A 16288-nucleotide genomic window follows, 5' to 3' on the forward strand; every position below is an offset into this window, starting at 1 on the left:
GCGAGGCCGGTATGTCCGAGCAGCAGCACGTCCGTGCTGACGGGACGGTCACGTTCCTTCCGCACCGGCTCAACCGCCATCCCGTTGTCGTGCGCGGCCTCACCGCCGACGAGCTGTGGATCTGCTGCGGCCTGTCCGGCGCCGCCGGCCTGCTGGTCGGTGCGCCGCTGTCCTGGGTGTTCCGCACGATCGCGCTCGCGCCCACGTTCGTCGTGCTGGGCGTGGCCTTCGGCGTGTTCATCGGGGGCGGCATCCTGCGTCGCCTCAAGCGTGGGCGTCCCGACACCTGGCTGTATCGGCAACTCCAGTGGCGCATCGCCACGCGCTATCCGCTGGTGGCGGGCTGGGTGGGCGGCCATGTGCTGATCTCACGCTCCGGCTTCTGGACCACCCGAAGGTCTGCTGCAAGGGGGGCACGATGAGCCGCTTCAAGAACGAGATCACCCATCTGCAGGCGCACATCAAGACGCTTCGCCTGGGTGCTGGCGCGCTGGTCATCGTCGCCCTGGTCATGGGCGGCGGCTGGTGGAGCGCTCCGCGCGACCTGACCATCCACGTCCCGCCTGATCTGCGCTCCGGCAGTACCCGCAAGTGGTGGGAAGTGCCGCCCGAATCGGTCTATGCGTTCACGTTCTACGTGTTTCAGACCCTCAACCGCTGGCCGACGAATGGCGAAGAGGACTATGCGCGTAATCTCCACACGCTCTCGCCGTACCTCACCCCATCCTGCCAGGCCTTCCTGCGGGCGGACTACGACTATCGCCGCTCCACGGGCGAGCTGCGTCAGCGCGTGCGCGGCATCTACGAAATCCCCGGTCGCGGCTACGGTGACGACCCCACGGCGCGCGTGCGCGTGGTGTCCGACCGCGACTGGGTGGTGACGCTGGACATCACCGCAGACGAGTACTACGGGGCGGAACAAGTCAAGCGGGCTTTGGTGCGCTACCCCGTGAAAGTCACGCGGGTGGACATCGATCCCGCTCGCAATCCGTTTGGCCTGGCGCTCGACTGCTACGAGGGTGCGCCCCAGCGCATCAGCACACCGGAGCCGTCGCGCCCGGCACCTGGCGGCCTGTCTCCGCAAGCGCCTCAAGGAGAAACCCCATGAAGCACCTTGTACTCGCACTGCTGGGGCTGCTGGCCGTCGCCTCGGCTCCTTTTGCCCAGGCCGTGGAGATCCTTCGCTGGGAACGCATGCCCCTGGCCGTGCCCCTGCGTGTCGGGCAGGAGCGCGTCGTGTTTATCAACCGGAACGTCCGCGTGGGCGTGCCCGCGGGCGTCGGCGAGCGCTTGCGGGTGCAGAGTGCGGGCGGCGCGGTGTACCTGCGCGCGAGCGAGCCGATCGAGCCCACACGGCTGCAATTGCAGGATGCCGACACGGGCGCGCTGATTCTGCTCGATATCGCGGCCGAGCCGGCCAAGGACGGCGAAGCCGAGTTGGAGCCGGTGCGCATCGTCGAGGGCGACAGCGCCCCGACGCGCTATGGCGATCAAGCCGACGGAGCAGACGACGCCCCGGCGCGCGCCCAGGACCAGGCAGGCGCGCGGGCAGCGCGGCGTGAAACCCCGGTTCCGGTCGTGCTGACGCGCTTCGCCGCGCAGAACCTCTACGCACCGCTGCGCACCGTGGAGCCGCTGCCGGGCGTCATGCGGGTGAACCTGCGCCGCGATCTCGACCTCGGCACGCTGGTGCCGACGCTGCCGGTGCGCGCAGTTGCGCTCGCCTCGTGGCGTCTGGAAGACCAGTGGGTCACAGCCGTGCGCCTCACCAATAGCAGCGGCGGCTGGATCACCCTGGACCCGCGCGTGTTGCAGGGCGATTTCCTCACCGCCACCTTCCAGCACGAAGCACTCGGCCCGCGCGGGACGCCAGAGGACACGACCGTCCTGTACTTGGTGACGCGGGGGCACGGCCTCGCGCAATCGCTGCTGCCGGCGATCAACCGCTTCGACCCAGCCGTGCATCTGCCGCAGCCCGAAGCCGAGGCCACCGACGACAAGGAGGCCCGCCATGCGCAGTAACGGACTCCTGAAGTGGTTAATGATCCCCGTGGCCCTGCTGGTGCTGTTCGTCGCCATCCGGCTGTTTTCGGGTGGAGGCTCGTCGGCGCCGCCCGCTGCGGATGCCGGCGCCAAGCTCACGCCGGAGGAGATGAAGGCGCTGGGCATCGAGGGCGATACCCCCCGCGATACCGTGGCGACGCTCGTGGCGCAAGTGAAGCAGTTGCGCACCGAACTGCAGACGGCGCTGTCCGACAACAAGTCCCAGCGCGAAGAGAACCAGCGCCTGCGCCAACGCGAGAACTCGATCGACCAGCGCATCAATTCGGCGCTGGAGACCGAGCGCTCCAACCTGCGCCGCGACCAGCAGCAGGCAGCCAGCGAACGCCAGCAGACCGAGGGACTGCTCGCCGACCTGCAGCGGCGCCTGGAAGGCATCGGCGGGCGCGGCGGCGGCCACGCCGATCTACCCGTGGGCCTGGGGCTGCGTAACGGCGACGAGGCAGGCATGGAAGGCGGCGTGCGCTGGGTCGAGCCGGACGACGCGAAGCCCGCTGATGGGCGTAACGGCAGTCGCGGCACGGGTGGCGGCATGAGCTTTCCGACGAGCTTCGGCCCCGCGCAGAGCACGCTGGAAACCACGGCACAAACCGTGGCGAACGCGGGCGCCCGCGCCGCAGGCGTCAAGAGCGCCAAGCCGGTCTATACGGTGCCGACCAACTCGACGCTGATGGGATCGGTGGCAATGACGGCGCTGATCGGCCGCGTGCCGATCGACGGTACGGTCAACGATCCGTATCCGTTCAAAGTCCTGGTCGGTCCCGACAATCTCACGGCAAACGGTATCGACATTCCCGACGTGGCGGGCGCCGTGTTTTCCGGCACGGCCTCGGGCGACTGGACGCTCTCTTGCGTGCGCGGCCAGGTGCGCAGCATCACCTTTGTGTTCCATGACGGGACCATTCGGACGATTCCCGAAGACCGCGACGGCAACCAGCAGAACAACCAGCAGCAGAACTCTCAAAGTGGGGGCCTGGGCTGGATCAGCGATCCCTATGGCATTCCCTGCGTCAGCGGAGAGCGGCGCAGCAACGCCCAGCAGTACCTCGGTTCGCAGGCGCTGATCACCGCGGCGGGTGCTGGCGTGGCCTCGCTCATCGACAGCGACAGCGGTCAGATGTCCTACGTGGGCGCAGACGGTTCCATCGGCAGCGTCGGCATTTCCAGCAACGAGGCCGTAGGTCGCATCCTGGCCGGTGGCGTGCGCGACATGGCCGATTGGGTGAACAAGTTGTACGGCCAGGCCTTCGCCGCCGTCTATGTCCAACCCGGCGCAAAGGTCGCCGTCCACCTCGAAAAGCCGCTCGCCATCGATTTCGATCCCGAAGGTCGCAAGGTCGATCACCGTGCAGGAGAAAGCCATGCTCTCGAACTTGAATAAGGGCCTGGCGCTGGCCCTTGCCGTCGCGGTGCTCGGCGGCTGCGCCACCAGCAAGGAAAAGCTGCTGCCCCACGGCGACAGCACGATGATGGACATCTGGCAGCAGAACGCCGGTGACGGCGGCGGTGGCGCCGGCCAGGTGGCACGCAGGCAATTGCTCGACGCGCGCCAGAGCCTGCGCCGGCCGCTGACCGAGATGGATGTACAGGCCGCGCCCGCCGAGCAGATGCGCTACACGCGCACAGCGCGCAACGAGGTCTATCGCCAGTTCCAGCGCCTGCCGAATCCCGACCTGGTGATGTACGTGTACCCGCACCTGGCAGGCACGGACCCGGTGCCCGTGCCGGGCTATACGACGGTTTTTCCCTTGTACCAGCGCGTGCAGTACGCCATGCCGGGCGAGCGCGTGGAGGACTACTGATGCGCTGGAAACTCCCCTGGCACAAGTCGGCCGCGCCGAAGCTGGCCGCATCCGGCGCAGGCGATGACGAGCGGCCGGAGGGCTGGCAACGCCACGTCGAGGCCTTGCGCCAGGCCGGCATCCCAGAACCCGGCACGGCGGTCCATGGCCGCAGGCCGGCGACCGTGGCCGACGAGCAGGCGCTGTACGACGTCGCGCCGTCGTTCGCGGAATTCCTGCCCTGGGTGGAGTTCCTGCCCGATTCGAAGTCCATGCTGCTGGAAGACGGGCAATCGGTCGCGGCATTCTACGAGCTGGTGCCGCTGGGCACCGAGGGCCGGGAACCCGGCTGGCTCGCGCATGCCCGCGACGCCTTGGAGAACGCGCTCCAGGACTCGTTCGATGAACTGGACGAGAACCCCTGGGTACTCCAGCTCTACGCCCAGGACGAACCCAGCTTCGACCAGTACATGCAGACCCTGCGCGACTACGTGCAGCCGCGCGCCCGCAATACGGCTTTCACCGAGTTCTACCTTCGCTTCTTCGGACACCACCTGCGCGCGGTAGCGAAGCCGGGCGGGCTGTTCGAGGACACGGTGGTCACGCGGCTGCGTTGGCGCGGCCAGACGCGGCGCGTGCGCATGGTCGTCTATCGCCGGGCCACCGGGCAGGCGAGCCGCCGCGGCCAGACGCCCGAGCAGATGCTGAACATCGTCTGTGATCGCCTGTGTGGCGGGCTGGCGAACGCCGGCATCCAGGCCCGGCGCATGGTCGCGGCCGACGTCCATGACTGGCTACTGCGGTGGTTTAACCCGCGTCCCACGCTGCTCGGCCCTGGGGTCGAGGACCGCGAACGCTTCTATGCGCTGGCACGCTACCCCGACGAGACAGAAGACGGTGAGATCGAGCTGGCGAGCGGACGGGATTTCAGCCAGCGGCTTTTCTTCAGCCAGCCACGTTCGGACGCGGAGCACGGCACCTGGCACTTCGACGGCATGCCGCATCGTGTGCTGGTCACTGACCGGCTGCGCATGCCGCCCGGCACGGGGCATTTGACTGGCGAAACTCGCAAAGGCGATGCGATCAATACGCTGTTCGATCAGATGCCCGAGGACACGACGATGTGTCTGACCATGGTGGCGACCCCCCAGGACATCCTCGAATCGCACCTGAACCACCTGGCGAAGAAGGCAGTCGGCGAAACACTGGCATCGGAACAGACGCTCAAGGATGTGCAGGAGGCCCGCTCGCTGATCGGCAGCGCGCACAAGCTGTACCGGGGAACACTGGCGTTCTATTTGCGCGGCCGGGATGAAGCCGAACTGGACCGGCGCGGCCTTGATCTGGCGAACGTGATGCTTAACGCCGGTTTGCAGCCCGTGCGCGAGGACGATGAAGTCGCGCCTTTGAACAGTTATCTGCGCTGGCTGCCGTGCTGCTACAACCCGAGCCAGGATCGACGGAACTGGTTCACCCAACTGATGTTCGCCCAGCACGTGGCGAACCTCTCACCGGCCTGGGGCCGCAGCCAGGGCACGGGCCATCCGGGTAATACGTTCTTCAATCGAGGCGGCGGGCCGATCACCTTTGACCCGCTCAACCGCCTGGATCGGCAGATGAACGCGCACCTGTTCCTGTTCGGCCCCACCGGCTCCGGCAAAAGCGCAACGCTCAACAACCTCTTGAACCAGGTCACGGCCATCTACCGGCCGCGCCTCTTCATCGTGGAAGCCGGCAACAGCTTCGGCTTGTTCAGCGATTTCGCCAAGCGCCTGGGCCTGACTGTGAACCGGGTCAAGCTGGCCCCTGGCTCGGGCATCAGCCTGGCGCCGTTCGCCGACGCGCGTCGGCTGATCGAAACGCCGAGCGACGTGCAGACGCTGGATGCCGATGTGCTGGACGAGGACATGCCACCCGATGCATCGGCCATGGAAGCGGACGAGCAGCGCGACGTACTCGGCGAGTTGGAAATCACCGCACGGCTGATGATCACCGGCGGCGAGGATAAAGAAGAGGCCCGGATGACGCGGGCCGATCGCTCGCTCATCCGCCAGTGCATCCTCGACGCCGCCGAGCATTGCGTGGCCGAGAAGCGCACGGTGCTCACGCGCGACGTGCGCAACGCGCTGCGCGAGCGCGGCCAGGACCCAACGCTGCCAGAGATGCGGCGCGTGCGGCTGCTGGAGATGGCAGATGCCATGGACATGTTCTGTCAAGGCACCGATGGCGAAATGTTCGACCGCGACGGCACGCCGTGGCCCGAGGCCGACATCACCCTGGTCGATCTGGCGACCTATGCCCGCGAAGGCTACAACGCGCAGCTTTCCATCGCCTACATCAGCCTGATCAGCACGGTGAACAACATCGCCGAGCGCGACCAGTACCTGGGCCGCCCGATCATCAACGTGACCGATGAAGGGCACATCATCACCAAGAACCCGCTGCTCGCGCCCTACGTCGTGAAGATCACGAAGATGTGGCGCAAGTTGGGTGCCTGGTTTTGGCTCGCGACGCAGAATATCGACGATCTGCCGCGCGCCGCGGAACCCATGCTCAACATGATCGAGTGGTGGATCTGCCTGTCGATGCCGCCGGACGAGGTAGAGAAGATCGCCCGGTTCCGCGAACTCTCGCCCGCGCAGAAAGCGCTGATGCTTTCGGCGCGCAAAGAGGCGGGGAAATTCACCGAGGGCGTCATCCTCTCCAAGAGCATGGAAGTGCTGTTCCGCGCCGTGCCGCCGAGCCTGTACCTCGCGCTCGCGCAAACCGAACCCGAAGAGAAGGCAGAGCGCTACCAGCTCATGCAGCAATACGGCTGCACCGAGCTGGAAGCAGCTTTCAAGGTCGCCGAGAAGATCGACCAGGCACGCGGCATCGAGTCGCCGGCCTTGGAACTGTCGTAAGCCGGAGAACACCATGGAGCAGAAGCGTCCTTCCATTCCGATACAAGTCCAGGCGTTCCGCCGTCGCCACAGGCGGCCCCGCTGGCCTTGGGCCTTGACTGCTGCGCTGGTCGCGCTGCTGCTGATCTGGCTCGTGTCCCGGTCGCCCGGCGAATCCTCATCGCAGTCGCCCACGCCGGCTAGCACGGCGCAGATGGCCGGGCCGCCCTGGAAAATGGGCAACCCCGAGGGCCGTTTCACACTGACGCTCTATGCCGATCTGGAATGTCCGTTCTGCCGGGAGTACTTCCCGCAGCTCAAGCGCTGGGTCGGCAGCAACGCCGACGTGACCCTGCAATGGCATCACCAGCCGCTGGCTGCGCACGAGCCGGCCGCGTTGGCCGAGGCGCGTCTGGTCGAGTGCGTCGCCGAAGCCGGCGGGCATGCTGCCTTCTGGCGAGCCGTCGAGTGGGTCTATGCCCACACGCGCAGCGACGGCCTGGGACTGCCCGATGGCCTGCGCTACCCCGAATCGACGCCGGCCGTCGAGCAGTGCATGGCAAGCGAGCGGGTCGACGCGGCCATCCGCGCCCAGGCCGCGGAAGCCACGAAAAGCGGCGTGACGGCCACGCCGTCGCTGCGCCTGCTCGATCGCCAGACGGGTCAGTCCATCCTGCTGCAGGGACCGATCGAAGGCGATGCCTTGCTGTCGGCCATGGACATGCTGTCCGCTGATGAACCACCCGCCACACCCGCCACCGAAATGCCTGCCGACGTTGTCGGCGACATGCCCAGGTAGCCCGCGGTCCTTGAGGCTACGGCGCAGTCTTCTGCGCTGACCGCTCCCCGTTCGCTCCGCATCCTGGCCGCGAACAATCACCTCTGCGTGGTGGTGGATGCACCTTGTTCCGTTGTTCTCATCCCCAGGAGGGCTTGCCCTCCCAGGGCGTGCGCCCTCTGATCTCATCATCCGGAGGTTCGCCATGTCTCTCGTCGTCAATGACTCCTGCGTGGAGTCGCTTTCCGCTGTCGCAGCCCAGCGTGAGGACTGGATCATCCAGCAGGCTATCGCGCTGCTGGAGAGACGGATCTTCAAAGTCGGACCGTGCCTCAGCCGACCGGCCGCCGTGCGGGACTACCTGCGTCTAAAACTGGTCGCTGAGCCCAACGAGGTATTCGCAATCGTTTTCCTGGACAGCATGCACCAAGTGTTGGCCTACGAGCCGATGTTCAGGGGCACGATCAATTCGACTGCGGTCTATCCCCGTGTCGTCGTGCAGCGTGTATTGGAGCTGAAAGCCGCCGCAGTGGTCTTCGCGCACCAGCACCCCTCGGGTGTCACTGAGCCGTCGAGCGCCGATCGTGCGCTGACCCAGCAACTGCAGGCAGCGCTGGCGCTGATCGATGTTCGGGTACTGGATCACATCATCGTTGGCCAGGGGATTCCGTACTCCTTCGCGGAGCACAGCTTGCTGTAGCGCATCGTTCATTGATCACAACGGGGGCTTCGGCCTCCGTTTCTTCCTTGCCCCGAAGCAAGCAGGTATGCGGGGTGTCCGCGATGCGCATTGTTTGTGGGGGCTGCACCGGATTCGGCGTTTGACTATGGCCCTGATCAACTTCCGGGGCACGTGTCATGCCAGCATCTTTTCCCAGGTTCGCGCCAAGCTGGCGAGCCCTTGGCCTGGCCGTTGCACTGCCGGTGTCCTTGGGTGTCTTTAGTCCGGCCACATTCGCTGCCGATGTGCTGGTCATCACCGACAGCCGCCATCCGGTCAAGACCATGGGCGGCGAGCGGCTGATCGAGCTGGACGAAGCGCACCGGATCGAAGCGGAGCTTTCTGCGGAACTGCCCGCCGAACCCGAGCAGGCGACCGCCATCGTCAAGCGCCGACTGAACAGCGGCGGCACCGATCTCCAACGCCGCATCGCTTCCGCCTACCAGGGCGTCACCGACGCGTGGAGCCTGGGCATCACCAGCATCCCGGCCGTCGTGGTGGATCAACGCTACGTCGTCTATGGCGAACCGGATGTGGCCCGCGCAGTCGCTCGCATCGAGCAGCACTGGAGGGCCCAGCCGTGACCCGCCCATTCGACCTGATGCGCCGCCTGCGTGCTGGCGTGGCGTCCGTTCTGCTGCTCAGCGCCACGGGCAGCTACGCGCTCAACACCGCAACCATCGTCGGCTCGGTGGCATCGCCAGACTGCCTCGAATACCGCGTCGTCGGGATCTGCTACTGGCTCTACTGCACCTGGACGGGCTGTACGGTACGCACGTCCATCAAGGTCCGCCACTACATCCCCGATGCGATCGTCTCCAGCTACAGCAACACCGGCGAAAACCCCTGGATCGAAGTCCGGCCGATGAGCACGCCCAACCCATCCGCCCAAACCGGCGGGGACGGAACGACGAACGAGGACCACGAAAACAACCTCGCCAAGTTCAAGAACGCGGACGTCATCGGGCACCCGGGCGTCGAGGTGTTCAACCAGTTCGTGTCGTCCTCGGGCTACTTCTGCGAGGGTGCGGGCACGGCGTTCATGCCGTACTTGCTCGGCACCCTGGACACGCTGGCCTGGCGCTACAACGTGCCCGAGATGGCCTACCCGGAGGCGCTAATTCCCGGCATGCGTGAGGTCGGTGCACGCACCACGATGAACCTCTGGGGCAACGTGTATCCCCGCGGGGGTTTCCTGCACCAGACCGACGACCACAAGGCCAGTGCAGTGGTGGCCCAGCGCGCAGGCGATGTCGTCACGCGCCGGGGACAGATCCACGTTTATCAGCCGCTGCTCGCCAACTCCCGCGATGGCTACTGGCCGGCTGGCGCGCTCATGGAGAGCGATGCCTCGACGGGCAAGTGGCAGGAACTCACGCCAGTCCTGTCCTCGTCCTGCTCGGTCTTCCCGCGCAGCGGCGCCCTGACACAGGCCCGGCAAGGCGATTACGCCTGGGCGCTGTGGCGGCCCTATGCGTGCTGCGAACGCCGGGGCCAGGTGTTTCTCGGCAGCGTCGATTTCCTCTGAGGTGGTGCCATGAAGTTCCGTCCTGCATTCAATCCGTTCTCCCGCCGGGTACGTCGCACGAGGATCGTCATGGCGGTGGCCGGTGCGCTCGCGCTGACGAGCGGTGTGGCCTGGAGCCAACTGGGCTACCAGACCGGCGGCAGTGTCATCGGCGATGACGTCATGTACTCGATCGGCGGCGGAAACGCCGTGTCGATGGGACGTGCGGCTGGCATGCGCTCTCTCGGGGTCGGCGTGGGCTGGAACAGCAACTTGATCTGCGGTGACATGAGCATCCAGACCACGTTGAAGAATCAGCTCAACGGCGTCACCAACGGCTTCCAGCAAATCATGTCATCGGTGATCCAAAGCGCCACCAGCGCGGTGGCGTCGTTGCCGGCACTGATCATTCAGCGGGCCGATCCCGGCCTCTACAACCTGCTCACCAATGGCGTGTTGCAGGCACGGCTCGATTTCGACCGCTCCAAGCTGACGTGCCGTGCCATGGCGGAGAGGATGGCCGAGACGGCGGGCGGGCAGCTCGGCTGGAGCCAGATGGCAGAAGGCTTGGCGCTGCGCGATGCGGTGTCGAGCACGGATGCGGTCTCGGCCGTCGAGCAGGCCGAGACGCGCCGCGGCAATGACGGTGTGCCGTGGGTCGGGGGCAGCAACGCGGGAGGCTCCGGCCAGCCCGCGATCAAGGTCGTCGGCGATGTCACCCGCGCCGGCTACAACCTGGTCAACGGCCGCGGCGTGACCGATACATCGTCCATCGCACCGACCAGTTGCAGCAGTCTCTCGTGCCAGACCTGGACCTCGCCGCAGGCCGCCGTCGAGTGGGCCACGCGCGTACTCGGCGAGAAGGAACAGCGCACTTGCGATGCCTGCACCAAGACCGAGACGACGCCCGGCGTAGGGCTGACGCCGTTGATCCAAGAAGAATACGACGCCAAGCTGCAGGCGCTCCAGGATCTGGTGTCCAAGGCGAAGAACACGACGCCCGAGAACCTGCGCGAGGCTGGCAGTGCATCGCTGCCCATCACCCGCGGCGTGATCGAGGCGCTGCGTGACGAGCCGGACCAGCACCTGCTGTCGCAGCGCCTGGCGTCCGAGGTCGCGCTGTCCTCCGTGCTGGAGAAGGCGCTGTTGCTACAGCGCACGCTGCTCACGGGCAAGAAAGAGCCCAACGTCGCGGCCAACGAGCTTGCGGTGGAGGCCGTGAACAAGGAGAGCGATACGCTCGACCGCGAGATCCAGAACCTCAAAACGGAACTGGAACTGCGCCGCGAGCTGGCCAACAACTCGCCGATGGCCATCATTCAGCGCCATAGCACGCGCGCTTCGGGTTCGCGCGGCATCTACGAGGGCGATCCGGTGCCCGACCGTCTCGACCAACTCCAGAAGGGCAATCCGGGAGGTCGGCCATGAGCGAGGCTCGCATGACTTGGCGTCCACTACGCTGGCTGTTCAGCCGGCACGCGGCGAAAACCCTGCTATGGCTTGTGCTGGTCGTGGCCGCCGCCGTAGGGGCCAACGTCGCGGGCATCTACCTGGTCGGCAGTGTCGCGGCCTGGGAGCGGTGGCTGGCGGCGTCCGCAGGGTATTTCTTCATCTGGCGACTGTGCCTGTACGGCGGTACGGCCTATGGATGGGTCTGGATGCGCCGTCGGCTGCTGGCCCGCGAAGACAGCACGCAGGCGCGACGTCGGCTGATCCGCGCAGAGGTCGCCGGCGTCCTTGCCATTGTGGCGCTCGAAGCCAGCCTGTTGATGCAGGCCGCTTGAGGGGAGATCGAGGCAATGACGCTTTTCACGACCGACTACCTGGAGTACTACCTCACCCTCGTGTCCTGGATCGTCAACAACGGCATCTGGGCCGTGCTGGTGTCCAGCGGGGTGTTTGCGCTGCCCTTTGTGGCGATCGTCATCCAGGAATGGCTCAAGGCCAGAGCGGAGGGCGCCGACGAAGGCAACAAGGGCGTGCTCTCGGCGGCGCGCATCGAGAACCGAGTATTTGTGGCCATCGTGGTCGTGATGTTCGCCGGCATTCCGTTCATCGACGTCGACCTCAGCACTATCCAGTACGACAGCTCGCGCTCGGCGCAGTGCCAGGTCAGCGTGCCGCAGCCCGCGCAAACTGGCTGGTCGCAGTCCTTCAGCACCATCAGCAACCAGTCGGCGAAGGTTCCGGTCTGGTGGGCTTTCATGCACGCGCTTTCGCGCGCCGTCACGAGCGCCTCGGTGGCTGCGATCCCGTGCGGCACGGATCTGCGGCAGATGCGGATGGAGATCGATGCCACACGCATCGACGACCCGGTGCTGGCCCAAGAAGTGGCGGATTTCACGCACGATTGCTATGGACCGGCTCGCGCCAAATTGTTCATGGCGCGGCCGGAGCTGGACGAAACGCAGATGAACGATGTGACCTGGATCGGTTCGAGGTTTTTCACGGACACGGGCGGTTACTACGACAGCTACCGCTCTAGCACGGCGCGCGAGGCATGGCCCTATGACGACACCCGCGACGCTGGGCTTGCGCAGGTTGCCAATGGTGGCGGCTACCCGACCTGCAGGCAGTGGTGGTCCGACGGCAGTAACGGACTGCGCGCGCGGCTGCTGGGGCAAGTGGACCCAAGCCTGCTGAATCGCCTGGCGGGCTGGGCTGGATTCCTGAGCCGGGCCGAGGTGGACGACTCCGTGATCCGCGCCATCGCGTCACCGCGGCAGCAGAAATTGAACCAAGGCAGCGTCTATACGGACTACGGCGGTCAGATCGACAAGACATTGCCCAATGTCGTCAACCGTGCCACCAGCGATGTTGGCTTGGCGGTTGGGGCTCTCGCCGCCTTCCCGGCAATGGACGTAGTGCGCCAAGCACTGCCCATGGTGCTCGCGCTGCTCAAGATGGCGCTCGTGATCTGCATTCCGCTAGTGCTGGTCGTGGGCACCTATGACCTGAAGATGGTCGTCACCGTCAGCACCGTCCAGTTCGCGCTGTTCTTCACGGACTTCTGGTTTCAGCTCGCACGCTGGATCGACAGCACCATCCTCGATGCGCTCTACGGGTGGGGCTTTGGCTGGAACCGGCCGCATACCAACTTCGACCCGCTGGTGGGGCTGAACAATGCCTTCGGCGACATGCTTTTGATGTTCGTCACCGGCACGATGTTCTTGGTCCTGCCGACTTTCTGGGTGGCAGCGCTTGGGTGGGTCGGAGTAAAAGCCGGGGTAATCGCTCAGAACCTGGCTGTCGGTTCCAAGGAAGCACGCGACAGCGCGGGATCAGGCGTAAACAAGGTTACCGGCAAGGTGCTTTGATCGGTCGCCCATTTCAGTCGTTGAACGGATCGTTCGGGTCGTGCGGGTCGATCCGCTGACCGCTGGACGAATACAGGCCAAAGCCTGCCTCGCCGTTTCGCAGTTCGTCCGGTTGCGTCCAGCGATCATCATTGACCGTCGAATTGCTGGCCGTCCATGCTGCGGCAACCCCAACCAGAAGCACCAACGCCAGCCAGAACGCGGCGTAGAACAGCAATCCCAGCGCGACCAGCTTCACTACCCATACGAGCACGGTGGCCCCGGCAAGCGGCATCCCCTTGGAGGCGAGCCAACACGACAACCTTCGCTCGCCGCGCGCATAGGCGCGCCATCCACGGCCAACGCTGCGGCCGAGGCGTTCTGCGGTGCTGATGCGGGTTGTCGTGTTCATGGTCGTCTCCTGCTACATGAGGAATGCCTATTCCAGTTTGCTCCAATCCTGCTTGCTTGCCTGCACCAATACGTTCCAATCGTCTGGTGGATTTCCACGTCCGAGCATTTTCTCGAACACGGCATAGGGATCTGACTTGCTCCCCGAAGACCGCAAGGTCTGCTCATCATTGACCCAGGCGTACACGATGACCTTGGCCTTCGAGTCGTACCGGAAGAACAACCGGAACCGCCTTCCGATCTTGGCCCTTCGCCAGTGCCGGTGGGCCAGCCCCAGGGTGTTGCCCTGGCGGTACTCGTCGCGTGCCGGATCACCGGGCACCACATCTAATATCAACTGGTTCAAGGCCCGGAAGAGCTTGACGTTGGCGTTGGACTCGAAGCCCTCCGGGTCGTTCTCCTGCGCGCGCCGTGCGGCTGCGTGCAGCTTCTGCAACTGCTCGATCACACAGTCGTGGAACAGCAATGCCCAGCCATGCCGTTGCATCAGAGTTCCACTTCGCCGTCGATTTCCTCGTCCAGCTTCACGCCGTGACCCGCTTGCTCCAGCATGGCGCGAGTTAGATCCTCGGGCAGACCATGGACGTTCCGGCCCGCCTCGATGTCGCGGGCCAGCAGACTCAGGAACGCACCGATGGCGGGGTCCTCGTGCTCGGCGTCGGCACGGGTCACGACGACTTCTCCGTCACGCAGGTCGAACGCAACCTTGCCGCCGGCATCGACACCGAGCGCCTGCCGGATGGGCTTGGGCAGCGTGATCTGGCCTTTGGAGGTCAGCGTGGCAACTTCATGAATGGCAGGCATGGCCGTTCTCCTAATAGCGATGCCCTGATGGTAAGGAATATTCCTTACCATGTCAATATGGGGTCTCATGGCGTCCTCCCGAGTCCAAGAATCGGCCCATCGTAGGGCGGGAACACCAAGCCTTCACGCATCAATCCGGCCCGCCGAACCTCGCATTGGCCGTGGACGGTCAATGCCCCACGCCCTATACCCAAATGGTTAAAGGCTAAAGGGCCGAAAGGGCAAGGGAATGGGGTGCAAGGGGAAAGGCCCTACCTCGAAAAGGCGAAAAGGCCCCCCGCTCGGCCCACCACCAGGACACCCGCATGCTCTTTCTGTTCCAGCGGAAACGACCTCCGGTCGCTGCCGCTCCGTCGCCAGCGCCCGCCCTCGATCTCCCGAAAGGGCTGCTGCGGCCCGAGTCGGCCGCATCGCTGCTGGCCACGCCGCGCCGGCAGAAGCTGCTGGAATACATCTGGCAGCGCACCTCCCTCTCGCGCAAGCAGTTCGTCACCCTGTACCGCACGCCGCTGGAACGATATGCCGAGCTGGTCCAGCAATTTCCCGCTTCCGAAAGCCACCATCACGCTTACCCGGGCGGCATGCTCGACCACGGCCTGGAAATCGTCGCCTACAGCCTGAAGCTGCGCCAGTCCCATCTGCTGCCCATCGGTGCCAGCCCCGAGGACCAGGCGGCGCAGTCCGAGGCCTGGACCGCCGCCGTCGCCTACGCGGCACTACTGCACGACATCGGCAAGATCGCTGTCGATCTGCACGTCGAACTCGCCGACGGCAACACCTGGCATCCCTGGCACGGGCCGCTGCTCCAGCCGTACCGCTTCCGCTATCGTGAGGATCGTGAATACCGCTTGCATAGTGCTGCAACAGGTCTGCTCTACCGCCAACTGCTCGATCGGCACGTCTTGGACTGGCTCAGTGGCTACCCGGCGCTATGGGCCCCGCTGCTCTACGTCTTGGCCGGACAGTACGAGCATGCCGGGGTCCTGGGCGAGCTTGTCGTGCAGGCTGATCGCGCTTCTGTGGCTCAGGAGCTGGGTGGTGATCCGGCCCGCGTCATGGCAGCACCCAAGCACGCACTGCAACGCAAGCTGCTCGACGGGCTGCGTTATCTGCTCAAGGAAGAGTTGAAGCTGAACCAGCCGGAAGCCTCCGATGGCTGGCTCACCGAGGATGGTTTGTGGCTGGTGAGCAAGACGGTTTCGGACAAACTGCGCGCACACCTCCTGTCTCAGGGGATCGATGGCATTCCTGCGAACAACACCGCCGTGTTCAACGTGCTGCAAGACCACGGCATGCTCCAGCCCACCTCGGACGGCAAAGCGGTCTGGCGCGCGACCGTGACCAGCACGACCGGCTGGTCCCATTCGTTCACCCTGTTGCGTCTCGCTCCCGCGCTGATCTGGGAGTCTGGCGAGCGACCAGCACCTTTCGCGGGCACGGTAGAGATCGACGCGACGCCCGCGGAAAACGACGCCTGCATGTCGGCTCCCGCGCCTACCGTCTCGGTGAACCCAGCGCAGGGAGGTCAAGAGCCTCCGATTTGGGAGGGCGACAGCACCACCATCGTTTCACCGCCCGCAGCCCAGCCCGTGCCCGACGTCATGGAGGATTTGCTCGCGATGGTGGGCTTGGGTGAGTCGGCCGGCGTTGGCCAGGATGCCGAGGAGTTCCTCCACACCCCCGCGCCAGCAACAGCCGCGACGTCCATTCCATCGCCTGCACCTGCACCCGCGCCTACGCCTGGGTCATCGGCAACGAAGCCATCCGGGGAACAGTTCATGGTTTGGCTGAAGCAGGGAATCGCCTCACGACGGCTCATCATCAACGACGCGAAGGCACTCGTGCATACGGTGAATGAGACGGCCTACCTGGTCAGCCCGGGTGTGTTCCAACGCTATGCGCAGGAGCATCCCGAAGTGGCCGCACTCGCCAAGCAGGAGAATCAACAGGATTGGCAGTGGGTGCAGAAGCGCTTCGAGAAGCTGCAGCTACATCGAAAGCAGCCCAATGGCCTGAACATTTGGACCTGTGAAGTCACGGGCCCGAG

Annotated in this window: 17 protein-coding genes; 14 read left to right on the forward strand and 3 right to left on the reverse strand. The window is 65.4% G+C overall.

Annotation, left to right across the window (positions count from 1 at the left end; all coding sequences use genetic code 11):
- Positions 1 to 11 precede the first annotated feature (11 nt).
- The 13 genes from FZE95_RS17160 (at position 12) to FZE95_RS17220 (ending at position 13047) form a co-directional block, all read left to right on the forward strand.
- Positions 12 to 422: a TIGR03750 family conjugal transfer protein gene (locus tag FZE95_RS17160; protein WP_003158639.1), complete on the forward strand. Its 411-nt coding sequence runs from the start codon at positions 12 to 14 to the stop codon at positions 420 to 422.
- Complete coding sequence (locus FZE95_RS17165; protein WP_009876605.1) at positions 419 to 1108, forward strand: PFL_4703 family integrating conjugative element protein; 690 nt, start codon at positions 419 to 421, stop codon at positions 1106 to 1108. Before FZE95_RS17160 ends, FZE95_RS17165 begins: the two co-directional genes overlap by 4 nt.
- Positions 1105 to 2022 carry a TIGR03749 family integrating conjugative element protein gene (locus tag FZE95_RS17170; protein ID WP_009876606.1) on the forward strand — a complete coding sequence of 306 codons (918 nt, stop codon included), beginning with the start codon at positions 1105 to 1107 and terminating at the stop codon, positions 2020 to 2022. The genes FZE95_RS17165 and FZE95_RS17170 overlap by 4 nt, the downstream gene beginning before the upstream one ends.
- Complete coding sequence (locus FZE95_RS17175; RefSeq protein ID WP_011871453.1) at positions 2012 to 3442, forward strand: TIGR03752 family integrating conjugative element protein; 1431 nt, start codon at positions 2012 to 2014, stop codon at positions 3440 to 3442. Before FZE95_RS17170 ends, FZE95_RS17175 begins: the two co-directional genes overlap by 11 nt.
- A complete protein-coding gene (locus FZE95_RS17180; RefSeq protein ID WP_003158644.1) occupies positions 3423 to 3863 on the forward strand; it encodes a TIGR03751 family conjugal transfer lipoprotein in 441 nt (146 codons plus the stop codon). The genes FZE95_RS17175 and FZE95_RS17180 overlap by 20 nt, the downstream gene beginning before the upstream one ends.
- The gene (locus tag FZE95_RS17185; protein ID WP_009876609.1) at positions 3863 to 6745 is read left to right on the forward strand and encodes a conjugative transfer ATPase; all 2883 of its coding nucleotides are present in this window, start codon (positions 3863 to 3865) and stop codon (positions 6743 to 6745) included. Before FZE95_RS17180 ends, FZE95_RS17185 begins: the two co-directional genes overlap by 1 nt.
- A gap of 13 nt (positions 6746 to 6758) precedes the next feature.
- Positions 6759 to 7523, forward strand: coding sequence for a DsbA family protein (locus FZE95_RS17190; RefSeq protein ID WP_011871455.1), 765 nt, complete (start codon positions 6759 to 6761; stop codon positions 7521 to 7523).
- A gap of 184 nt (positions 7524 to 7707) precedes the next feature.
- Positions 7708 to 8202 carry a JAB domain-containing protein gene (locus tag FZE95_RS17195; protein ID WP_009876611.1) on the forward strand — a complete coding sequence of 165 codons (495 nt, stop codon included), beginning with the start codon at positions 7708 to 7710 and terminating at the stop codon, positions 8200 to 8202.
- A gap of 158 nt (positions 8203 to 8360) precedes the next feature.
- Complete coding sequence (locus FZE95_RS17200) at positions 8361 to 8807, forward strand: TIGR03757 family integrating conjugative element protein (protein WP_011871456.1); 447 nt, start codon at positions 8361 to 8363, stop codon at positions 8805 to 8807.
- A 17-nt stretch (positions 8808 to 8824) separates the two neighbouring features.
- Positions 8825 to 9751, forward strand: a complete 927-nt coding sequence (locus FZE95_RS17205) for a TIGR03756 family integrating conjugative element protein (RefSeq protein WP_186353258.1) — start codon at positions 8825 to 8827, stop codon at positions 9749 to 9751.
- 69 nt (positions 9752 to 9820) lie between these two features.
- Entirely contained in the window at positions 9821 to 11158 is a 1338-nt protein-coding gene (locus FZE95_RS17210) for an integrating conjugative element protein (RefSeq protein ID WP_009876614.1), read from the forward strand.
- Between the two features lie 11 nt (positions 11159 to 11169).
- On the forward strand, positions 11170 to 11514 hold the full coding sequence (locus FZE95_RS17215) for a hypothetical protein (RefSeq protein ID WP_020924952.1): 345 nt from the start codon (positions 11170 to 11172) through the stop codon (positions 11512 to 11514).
- Between the two features lie 15 nt (positions 11515 to 11529).
- Positions 11530 to 13047 (forward strand): conjugal transfer protein TraG N-terminal domain-containing protein, encoded by a 1518-nt coding sequence (locus FZE95_RS17220; protein WP_011871458.1) that lies wholly within the window; start codon positions 11530 to 11532, stop codon positions 13045 to 13047.
- A gap of 13 nt (positions 13048 to 13060) precedes the next feature.
- On the opposite strand, the gene FZE95_RS17225 is transcribed toward FZE95_RS17220, so the two are convergent.
- From FZE95_RS17225 to FZE95_RS17235, 3 genes are read right to left on the reverse strand one after another with little or no spacing between them, the layout of a single operon-like run.
- Positions 13061 to 13438: a DUF3742 family protein gene (locus FZE95_RS17225; protein ID WP_011871459.1), complete on the reverse strand. Its 378-nt coding sequence runs from the start codon at positions 13436 to 13438 to the stop codon at positions 13061 to 13063.
- Positions 13439 to 13465: 27 nt separating this feature from the next.
- A complete protein-coding gene (locus FZE95_RS17230; protein ID WP_009876618.1) occupies positions 13466 to 13924 on the reverse strand; it encodes a type II toxin-antitoxin system YhaV family toxin in 459 nt (152 codons plus the stop codon).
- Positions 13924 to 14241: a type II toxin-antitoxin system PrlF family antitoxin gene (locus FZE95_RS17235; protein ID WP_009876619.1), complete on the reverse strand. Its 318-nt coding sequence runs from the start codon at positions 14239 to 14241 to the stop codon at positions 13924 to 13926. Before FZE95_RS17235 ends, FZE95_RS17230 begins: the two co-directional genes overlap by 1 nt.
- Before the next feature lie 305 nt (positions 14242 to 14546).
- On the opposite strand from FZE95_RS17235, the gene mobH reads away from it, so the two are divergent.
- On the forward strand, positions 14547 to 16288 hold a 1742-nt coding region (gene mobH / locus FZE95_RS17240), incomplete at its 3' end, for a MobH family relaxase (protein WP_150302059.1).

This window comes from Pseudomonas profundi (assembly GCF_008638305.1).
Taxonomy (GTDB): Bacteria; Pseudomonadota; Gammaproteobacteria; order Pseudomonadales; family Pseudomonadaceae; genus Halopseudomonas; species Halopseudomonas profundi.